At 59.1% G+C, this 9,413-nt stretch carries 6 protein-coding genes (1 of these 6 running past the window's edge); 1 reads left to right on the top strand and 5 read right to left on the bottom strand.

Annotation, left to right across the window (positions count from 1 at the left end; translation table 11 throughout):
* Nucleotides 1-796, top strand: the 3' portion of a protein-coding gene (locus tag CFBP5499_RS22105; RefSeq protein WP_080828235.1) for a M23 family metallopeptidase. Its footprint begins 1,151 nt before the window's first position; only the last 796 of its 1,947 coding nucleotides appear in the window; its start codon lies off the left edge, out of view; its stop codon occupies nt 794-796.
* Nucleotides 797-864: 68 nt separating this feature from the next.
* Here the strand turns inward: CFBP5499_RS22105 and clpB are convergent, their stop codons facing one another.
* From clpB to ptsP, 5 genes are all read right to left on the bottom strand, one after another.
* Nucleotides 865-3,489: an ATP-dependent chaperone ClpB gene (clpB, locus tag CFBP5499_RS22100; protein WP_080828238.1), complete on the bottom strand. Its 2,625-nt coding sequence runs from the start codon at nt 3,487-3,489 to the stop codon at nt 865-867.
* 362 nt (nt 3,490-3,851) lie between these two features.
* Entirely contained in the window at nt 3,852-4,640 is a 789-nt protein-coding gene (locus CFBP5499_RS22095; RefSeq protein ID WP_080828240.1) for a DUF4167 domain-containing protein, read from the bottom strand.
* A gap of 396 nt (nt 4,641-5,036) precedes the next feature.
* Entirely contained in the window at nt 5,037-5,906 is an 870-nt protein-coding gene (prmC, locus tag CFBP5499_RS22090; RefSeq protein ID WP_080828242.1) for a peptide chain release factor N(5)-glutamine methyltransferase, read from the bottom strand.
* Nucleotides 5,903-6,982 (bottom strand): peptide chain release factor 1, encoded by a 1,080-nt coding sequence (gene prfA, locus CFBP5499_RS22085; protein WP_080828243.1) that lies wholly within the window; start codon nt 6,980-6,982, stop codon nt 5,903-5,905. The genes prmC and prfA overlap by 4 nt, the downstream gene beginning before the upstream one ends.
* A gap of 130 nt (nt 6,983-7,112) precedes the next feature.
* Nucleotides 7,113-9,380: a phosphoenolpyruvate--protein phosphotransferase gene (ptsP, locus tag CFBP5499_RS22080; RefSeq protein ID WP_080828245.1), complete on the bottom strand. Its 2,268-nt coding sequence runs from the start codon at nt 9,378-9,380 to the stop codon at nt 7,113-7,115.
* Nucleotides 9,381-9,413 lie beyond the last annotated feature (33 nt).

Genomic DNA, 9,413 nt, shown 5'->3' with positions numbered 1-9,413 from the left:
CTATGACGGGGTTTACCGTGCTGCTCTCGCTTATGGCATGAACCAGAGCATGGTCTCGCAGCTCATCAAGCTTCTCGCCAGCAGCGTCGATTTCCAGGCGCAGCTGAAACCGAGCGATACGCTGGAAGCCTTTTTCTCGGTGGAAGATGCGGACGGCAAGGCGACGGACAAATCCGAACTGCTTTACGTCAATGCCAAGTTCGGTGACAACGAGACACGTTTTTACCGGTTCCAGAGCCCCGAGGATAACAGCGTCGATTATTTCGACGAGAACGGCAAGAGCATCCGGCAATTCCTGTTGCGCAACCCCGTTCCGAACGGCCGCATGACCTCCGGTTTCGGCATGCGTCGCCACCCCGTCCTGAAATTCAGCCGCATGCATACCGGCACCGACTGGGCGGCAGCCCGTGGCACGCCGATCATCGCGACCGGCAACGGCACGGTGGAAAAGGCCGGCTGGGCCTCCGGTTACGGCAACCAGACCCTGATCCGCCATGCCAATGGCTACGTCTCCTCCTATAACCACCAGAGTGCGATCGCCAAGGGCGTCACCGAGGGCTCCAAGGTCCGGCAGGGTCAGGTGATCGGTTATGTCGGTTCGACCGGCCTTTCGACCGGTGCGCATCTGCATTACGAGCTGATCGTCAACGGCACGAAAGTGGACGCGATGAAGGTGCGCCTGCCGGGCGGAAAGTCGCTTTCCGGCGTGGCACTGGCCCGTTTCTCCGATGAGAGAAAACGCATCGACAATCTGCTCAACATCGATGAAAAGCCCAATCAGGTGGCGAGCCGCTGATCCCAGCGAATTCCAAATCAACAGTACCGATCATATGAAAAGGGCTCCGTTTCCGGAGCCCTTTCATTTTATGCTGCATCGGCCGTTTCGGTCTCGGCCTCACCCTTGGCGGGTTTGACCTTGAACAGCAACCGGTCGGTGCCCGAGGTTACCTTGACCCGCGAACCATCGGGGATTTCACCGCCGAGGATCATTTCCGCAAGCCGGTCCTGAACCGATTTCTGGATCACCCGCTTCAGCGGACGCGCACCATAAGCCGGATCGTAACCCTTGTTGGCAAGCCAGTTGCGGGCATCCTCATCCAGTTCGAGCGTGATCTTGCGATCGGCCAGAAGAGATACGAGGCGCTTCAACTGGATTTCCACGATCGCACCCATTTCGTCGCGCCGCAGGCGGTGGAACAGGATGATATCGTCGATACGGTTGAGGAATTCCGGCCGGAAATGCGACCGAACCCTCTCCATGACCAGTTCGCGAACCGAATCCACATCGTCATTGTCGCCCATCTGCGTCATGAATTCCGAACCGAGGTTCGAGGTCATGATGATGATGGTGTTCTTGAAATCGACGGTGCGGCCCTGACCATCCGTCAGGCGGCCATCATCCAGCACCTGCAACAGAACGTTGAAGACATCAGGATGCGCTTTCTCGATCTCGTCGAACAGCACGACCTGATAGGGCCGGCGACGAACCGCTTCCGTCAGGGCACCGCCCTCTTCGTAACCGACATAACCGGGAGGTGCGCCGATCAGCCGGGCAACGGAGTGTTTCTCCATATATTCCGACATATCGAGGCGAACCATCGCGGTTTCGTCGTCGAACAGGAAGCGGGCGAGCGACTTGGTCAGCTCGGTCTTGCCCACGCCCGTCGGGCCGAGGAAGATGAACGAGCCGATCGGTCGGTTCGGATCCTGAAGACCGGCGCGCGAACGGCGAACCGCCTTCGACACCGCCTGCACGGCCTCACCCTGTCCGACAACGGACTTGGCGAGCTCGTCTTCCATGCGCAACAGCTTTTCGCGCTGGCCTTCCAGCATCTTGTCGACCGGAATGCCGGTCCAGCGGGAGACGACGTGGGCAATATTGTCCGGTGTCACCACTTCCTGAACCATCGAACCGGCGCCGCTGCTGTCGCGTGCTTCCGCCGCAGCCAGTTCCTTTTCGAGACCCGGAATGATGCCGTAGGTCAACTCACCGGCCCGCTGGAACTGACCGTTGCGCTGGGCAATCGCCAATTCGTTGCGGGCTTCGTCGAGCCGCTTCTTCAGGTCGGCGGCATGGCCGAGCTTCTGCTTTTCCGCCTGCCAGCGGGCCGTCAGTGCATCTGCCTTTTCTTCCGTATCGGCCAGTTCGTCCTCAAGCTTCTTCAGGCGGTCAACCGACGATTGATCCGTTTCCTGCTTCAGGGCTTCGCGCTCGATCTTCAGCTGAATGATACGGCGATCCAGTTCGTCCAGTTCTTCCGGCTTGGAATCCACCTGCATGCGAAGACGCGAGGCAGCCTCATCCATCAGGTCGATTGCCTTGTCCGGCAGGAAGCGGTCGGTGATATAACGGTTGGAAAGCGTCGCAGCCGCAACCAGGGCCGAATCCGAGATGCGGACCTTGTGATGCTGTTCGTATTTTTCCTTCAGACCGCGCAAGATCGAGATCGTATCCTCGACGTTCGGCTCATCCACCAGAACGGGCTGGAAACGGCGGGCAAGGGCTGGATCCTTCTCTACATGCTTGCGGTATTCATCAAGCGTGGTGGCGCCAACGCAGTGCAGCTCACCACGGGCAAGCGCAGGCTTCAGCAGATTGGACGCATCCATCGCGCCATCGGCCTTGCCGGCGCCGACCAGCGTGTGCATCTCATCGATGAACAGGATGATGCCACCATTCTCGGCCTGCACCTCATTCAGCACAGCCTTCAGGCGCTCTTCGAATTCACCGCGATATTTCGCACCGGCAATCAGCGCGCCCATATCGAGCGCCATCAGCTTTTTGTCCTTCAGGCTCTCCGGCACATCGCCATTGACGATGCGCAGCGCAAGGCCTTCGGCAATCGCCGTTTTACCGACGCCCGGTTCACCGATTAGCACCGGATTGTTCTTGGTGCGGCGCGACAGGACCTGGATGGTGCGACGAATTTCGTCGTCACGACCGATGACAGGGTCGAGTCTACCCTCGCGGGCTTCCTCTGTCAGATCGCGCGCATATTTCTTCAGCGCGTCAAAGCCCTGTTCGGCATTGGCGCTGTCAGCGGTGCGGCCCTTGCGAATGTCGTTGATGACCTGATTGAGCGCCTGCGCACTCGCACCCGCCTTTTTCAGGGAAGCGGAGGTGGAAGCGGAGCTTTCAATCGCAAGCGCCTGCAGAAGACGCTCGACGGTCACGAAACTGTCGCCGGCTTTCTTGGCAAGATCTTCTGCGGTCGAGAATACCTTGGCGAGCGGAGCCGTCAGCGAAAGACCGCCATTGCCGCCGGAAACCTTGGGCAATTTTGCTAGCGCCGCGTCATTGGCAAGACGCGCTTCCCTGGCATCGCCGCCAGCGCGCTCGATCAGCGATGCGGCCATGCCCTGCTCATCATCAAGCAGAACTTTCAAAACATGTTCGGGCGAGAACTGCTGATGGTTTTCGGCAAGCGCAAAGGTCTGCGCCGATTGCAGAAAACCGCGAACGCGCTCGGAGTATTTTTCAATATTCATAGTCGAACCTCCATTGACCGGTCCGCCCGCTTTCGGCACGGACCCGGGTGTTAGGGTTGAGGCTCCCTCAAAGGCAAGCCCCGCTACGACAGCCGTGTTCATAGGATTTCACGATCGCCGCCTCTCGATGGTCGGTCGCCGGCGAATGCGGTTTCCGTCCATCCTGCACGAATATGGGAGGCATTTTCATGGGTTTAAAGGGGCGAAAATCCGCTGTGCGGGAAATTTTCGCCTGACTTGACCGACAGCAATTCCGCCCCGCATCAGACTGGGGCAAAAGCCCGTCTCGCGTCCATCGCCAAAAACAAAAAACTCCGGCAAGCCGGAGTTTTTCAATCGCAGAGCTTATTTGCAGACGCGGCTTATTCAGCAGCATTCTCAAGCGTAGTCGCTGCAGCATCATCACCAGCCGGCGCATCTTCGCCTTCAGCACCTTCCGCAGCGGCGGTGCGACGCGGGCGACGCGGGCGCGGACCGGTTGCCCGGCGCGTCTTGGGTGTGCGTTCGGCCGGCGCTTCCGCCTGCTGCTGCTCTTCCTCGACGGCCACTTCCATGGGCGTGCCTTCGATGACGGGCTGCGGTGCCTGGCTGGCATCGTAGACCGGCGGCTGCTGTTCGGCGGCGACCTGCGGCTGGCGCGGCTGACGCTCCTGCCGTTCGCGGCGATCCGGACGCTCACGACGCTCCTGGCGCGGTTCGTTCCGCTCAGTACGTTCCTGGCGTTCCGGCTGCTGCGCGCGCTCGACCTGTTCGGCCTGCTGCTGCGGTGCAACGAAGTTATCGTCGCCGTCGTTCATATCCATCTCGTCGCCATCGGCGGCATTGAACTCGCCACGGTCGTCGCGCTGGAAGCGTTCCTGCATCTGGGCCTGAGCCGACGCGATGATGCGGTTATAATGTTCAGCGTGCTGCAGATAGTTCTCAGCGATCACGCGGTCGCCGGAACTCTGCGCGTCGCGCGCCAGAGCCGTGTATTTTTCCGCTATGTGCTGGGCTGTGCCACGGATTTTAACATCGGGGCCGGAGCTGTCATAAGTCCTGGTGAGCGGATTACCGCCCTTGCGGTTGAAGTTGTTGTTGTTACCGCCACCATTGTTATTGTTGTTGCTTCCACGCCCCCGGCCGCGCTTGTTTTGCTGTCCTGGCCTCATCAATTGCTCACCTGAATTCTGTTTTGCTGACAATCTGATTATTTTCATGCAATTCCGGGCGGAAAACCGCTGGAAATTTTTCCTGAAATTGCTGCATTACGCGCCCTGCTGAAGATAACCCCAGACAAGACCTCGCGTATGACGACCGGTCGCGCAAAATGCTGCAACGAGCCACCTGCGAACAAAGTTTACTGATTCACATGCCGGAAACGCCCAGCCTTCAGGGTTCTAAAAGAACCCGCTTCGGGACTGAGACCCATACCCTGACGAATCTAAATTCGTCCTCAGCCACCCGGCATGTGGCCGCAAACTATCCCGCTTCCTGCGGAAAACCAAGCCTTTTCTTTTGCTGTGCAAAATATCCTTGCAAAAAATCCGCAGACATATCGCGAACAACTATCTCCGGAAGGTCAAAACTCTGTCGTTACCGCCATAATCCTTCACGGCATCCAGAAGAGAGAAGCCGTGGGAAGCAAATATAGCGGAAACATCAAGCCTTTGATCGAAACCGATCTCCACACCGACAATCCCGTTTTCCACAAGAAAGCGGCCTGCGTCGGCAGCAATGAGGCGGTACGGTGCAAGGCCGTCCTGACCTCCATCCAGCGCAGCCATCGGATCGTGGTTACGAACCTCTTGGTCGAGCGTTGCAACGATATCAGTTCTTATATAGGGCGGATTCGACACAATTATGTCAAAGCGACCAGAGATTTTTTCGAACCAGTCACTGCGAATGATTTCGAAGCGTGAATTGAGACCGTTTCGAGCAGCATTTCTGGCCGCCGTTTCCAGCGCATCGGCCGAAATATCACTTCCGATACCGGACGCCTGCGCACATTCCTTTAAAAGCGCCAGACAGATCGCACCCGTTCCCGTGCCCAAGTCCAGAATGCGGGCGCTACCCTTTCGGGAAACCGTCTCTTTTAACGCCGGCAACAGCGTATCGACGAGAACCTCTGTATCCGGGCGGGGTTCGAGCGTTTCCTTCGACAGAAGAAGATCAAGGCCATGAAACTCGCGGTGGCCGAGAATGCGATGCACCGGTTCGCCGCAGGCCCGACGCTCGATCATGGCGACGATACGGGCGTTTTCTTCCACGGTGACTGGCCGTTCGGACTTCATCACGAAATCGGTCAATGAAAAATCGACAACATCAGCAATCAGAAGCCGCGCATCGACAAGCGGATCATCGATCCCGGCTGCCTGCAGCCTTTTGCGGGCGGCGGCAAGCGCGCTCGCGACACTCGCTTCAGTCCCCGTGCTCAAAGCTGCTCGCCAAGCTGTGCCAGCTGGCCGGCCTGATAATCGGCAATCAGCGCATCCACTAGTTCATCGATCTCGCCTTCGATCATGCGATCCAGCTTATAGAGCGTGAGATTGATGCGGTGATCGGTGACGCGGCCCTGCGGAAAATTATAGGTGCGGATGCGCTCGGAACGATCGCCGGAACCGACCTGGCTCTTGCGGTCGGCCGAGCGTTCGCTCTCCACCTTTTGCCGCTCGATGTCATAAAGACGCGAGCGCAGGACCTGCATGGCCTTGGCGCGGTTCTGATGTTGCGATTTTTCCGAGCTGGTGACGATCAGGCCCGTCGGAAGATGGGTGATGCGAACGGCGGAGTCGGTGGTGTTGACGTGCTGGCCGCCCGCACCCGAAGCGCGCATCGTATCGATGCGGATGTCTTCCGGACGAATTTCGACGTCGATGTCCTCCGCTTCCGGCAGCACCGCAACGGTGGCGGCCGACGTGTGGATGCGGCCGCTCGCTTCCGTTTCGGGCACACGTTGCACACGGTGCACGCCGGATTCGAATTTCAGCTTGGAAAACACCCCTCGCCCGCTAATCGTCGCGATGATTTCCTTGTAACCGCCCGCTTCGCCTTCGCTGGCGGAAAGAACTTCAACCTTCCAGCCCTTGGTCGCAGCGAAGCGCTCATACATGCGGAACAGATCGCCGGCGAACAGCGCCGCCTCGGAACCGCCGGTGCCGGCGCGGATTTCAAGGATCGCGCTTTTTTCATCCGCCGCATCCTTGGGAAGCAGCAGGACCTGCATATCTTTTTCAAGCTCACCGATGCGGCTTTCGACCTCCGGCAGCTCCATTTCCGCCAGATCACGCATGTCCTTGTCAGTCGTCTTGTCGGCAAGCAGCGCCTCGAGATCGGCGGCCTCGGAGATCGCCTTCTCGTATTCGCGGATTTTCTTCACCACCGGCTCAAGTTCGGAATATTCCGAAGCCAGCTTCACATAGACATCCGCTGCCGGACCGGCCGACATGCGCGCTTCGATCTCTCCGAAACGCCTTTCCAACTCGCGCATTTTTTCGACGGGAAGCTTCGCCACCAGTCACTCCAATAATGAAACAGGTCTTTTAGAGCGCTTTCGCTTTTCTTCGAAACGCGAAAGCGCTCTAACTTTTTGCTTTAACGCATTTCCGGACGGAAAACCGGGGTCCACTTTTCCTGGAAATGCTCTAAATGGGAATGGAATGCGTCGCGGCAAAGCGTAACAACACCTCGCGCGCGCTTTCCAGCGAATTGTGATCGTCCAGCGCCGCGTTCAGCTCTTCGGCAAGCTTTGTGGCATCAAGCCCGAGCAGCATCGCCTTCACCGGGCCGATCGCCGTCGGCGACATGGAAACAGAACGGAAGCCGAGACCAATCAAAGCCATGGCCGAAAGCGGCTTGCTTGCCATTTCACCGCATAGCGTGACCGACGTATGGTGCCTTTCACCGGCGCGCACGATATCGCGCAAAATGCGCAGGAATGGCTTGCCGAGATTGTCGAAACGATCCGACACCCGTGCATTGCCGCGATCGACCGCCATCGAGAACTGGAACAGGTCGTTCGAGCCGACGGAAACGAAATCCACCTCCTGCATCAGCTCATCGAGCTGCCACATCAGCGAAGGGACCTCCAGCATCGCGCCGAACTGCAACTTTTTCGGCAGCGCATGGCTGAACTTCGAAAGATGCTGCACTTCTTTCTGCAACAGATCGCGTGCGGCGCGGATTTCGGAAACCTCAGTCACCATCGGCAGCATCATGCGCAGCTCCGCACCGGAGGCGGCGCGCAAAAGCGCGCGCATCTGCGTGCGCATCAGGCCCGGCCGGTCGAGCGACAGGCGGATCGCCCGCCAGCCGAGCGCCGGATTTTCCTCTTCCTGACCGCGCATATAAGAAACGACCTTGTCGCCACCGATATCCAGCGTGCGGAAAGTGACGCTCTTGCCCTTGGCCTGGCGCAAAACCGAACGGTAGAAAGCCTCCTGCTCCTCGCCCTTGGGCATGTTGGAGGCGATCATGAATTGCAGCTCGGTGCGGAACAGGCCGATGCCATCGGCGCCGGATTCCTCCAGCTGCGGCAGGTCCACGAGAAGGCCCGCATTCATCTTCAGATTGACCTTCTGGCCATCCTTGGTGATCGGCTCGACATTGCGCAGCGCACGGAACTGCTCCTGCCGCTTGGCGCGCAGGCGCACTTTTTCTTCATAGGCGCGCTGCAAATCCGACATCGGGCGCAGATGCACCTGACCGTCATCACCATCGATGATGATCGGATCGTTGTTTTCGGCCAGCGCAACAATGCCCGCCGCCTGCCCGATGATCGGAATGCCCATGGCGCGCGCCACGATAACGACGTGGCTCGTCACCGCGCCGTCTTCGAGTACCAGCCCGCGCAGTTTTTCACGCGGATAATCCAAAAGTTCGGCCGCACCCATGGCGCGCGCCAGAACGATGGCATCGAGCGGGAAATCCTGTTCCGGTCCACGCCCGCCGAAACCGATCAGCTGGCGCAGCAGCCGGTTGGCGAGATCGTCGAAATCATGCATGCGCTCGCGCAGATAGGGATCGGTCAGGCGCATCATGCGCGCCTTGGTGTCGCTCTGCACCTTCTCGACCGCCGCTTCCGCCGTCAGGCCGTTGCGGATCGCCTCTTCCATGCGCCGCACCCAGCCCTGATCGTGGGCGAACATGCGATAGGTCTCGAGAACCTCGCGGTGCTCACCTTCGGTCGGCACGTCGCGGCGCTGCAACATGTCATCGATCGACAGGCGGAGCGACCCTATAGCATCGGCAAGACGCCGGATTTCCGTATCCGCGTCCTCGTTCAGCAGGTTCGTGACGACGATGCGCGGATCATGCAGCACGACATGGCCAAGACCGATGCCTTCGCCATAACCGTCGCCATCGATGGAGACGGCGCGCGTCAGGTCCAGCTCCACACCGGGGCGGGTGATCTTTTTCAACTCACCGCTCGCCACTATTTCAGCGATAAGCATCGCGGTTGTCTCGAGCGCTTCAACTTCATCCTCCCGGTATGTTCGGCTGGCCTTGTTCTGGACCACAAGAACGCCAAGAGTGCGACCGGAGCGCAAAATCGGCACGCCGAGGAAGGAATGATAAATTTCCTCACCGGTTTCAGGAAGATAACGGAAAGCGGGATGCGCCTGCGCATCGGAAAGATTGAGTGGCTGGGCGGAAGCGGCAATGGTGCCGACAAGACCTTGCCCCATTTTCAGCTGGGCAAGATGCACGGCATCCTTGTTGAGACCTTCGGTGGCATAAAGCTCCAGCACGCTGTCGGAGCGCAGCACGTAAACCGAGCAAACCTCCGCCACCATGTTGCTGGCTATCTGGCGAACGATCTGGTCCAGGCGGTCCTGCGGCTCAAGGTGCTCCGCCATCATTTCGCGCAGCCGCTTGAGCAGGACGCGCGGACCTGCGGAAAGGTCTCTCATCGCGTTTGCTCCCCGACGCTTCCGATCCGAATG

Origin of the sequence: Agrobacterium tumefaciens (assembly GCF_005221325.1) — a bacterium.
Taxonomy (GTDB): domain Bacteria; phylum Pseudomonadota; class Alphaproteobacteria; order Rhizobiales; family Rhizobiaceae; genus Agrobacterium.
This window is presented reverse-complemented; position numbering and strand designations above follow the sequence as displayed.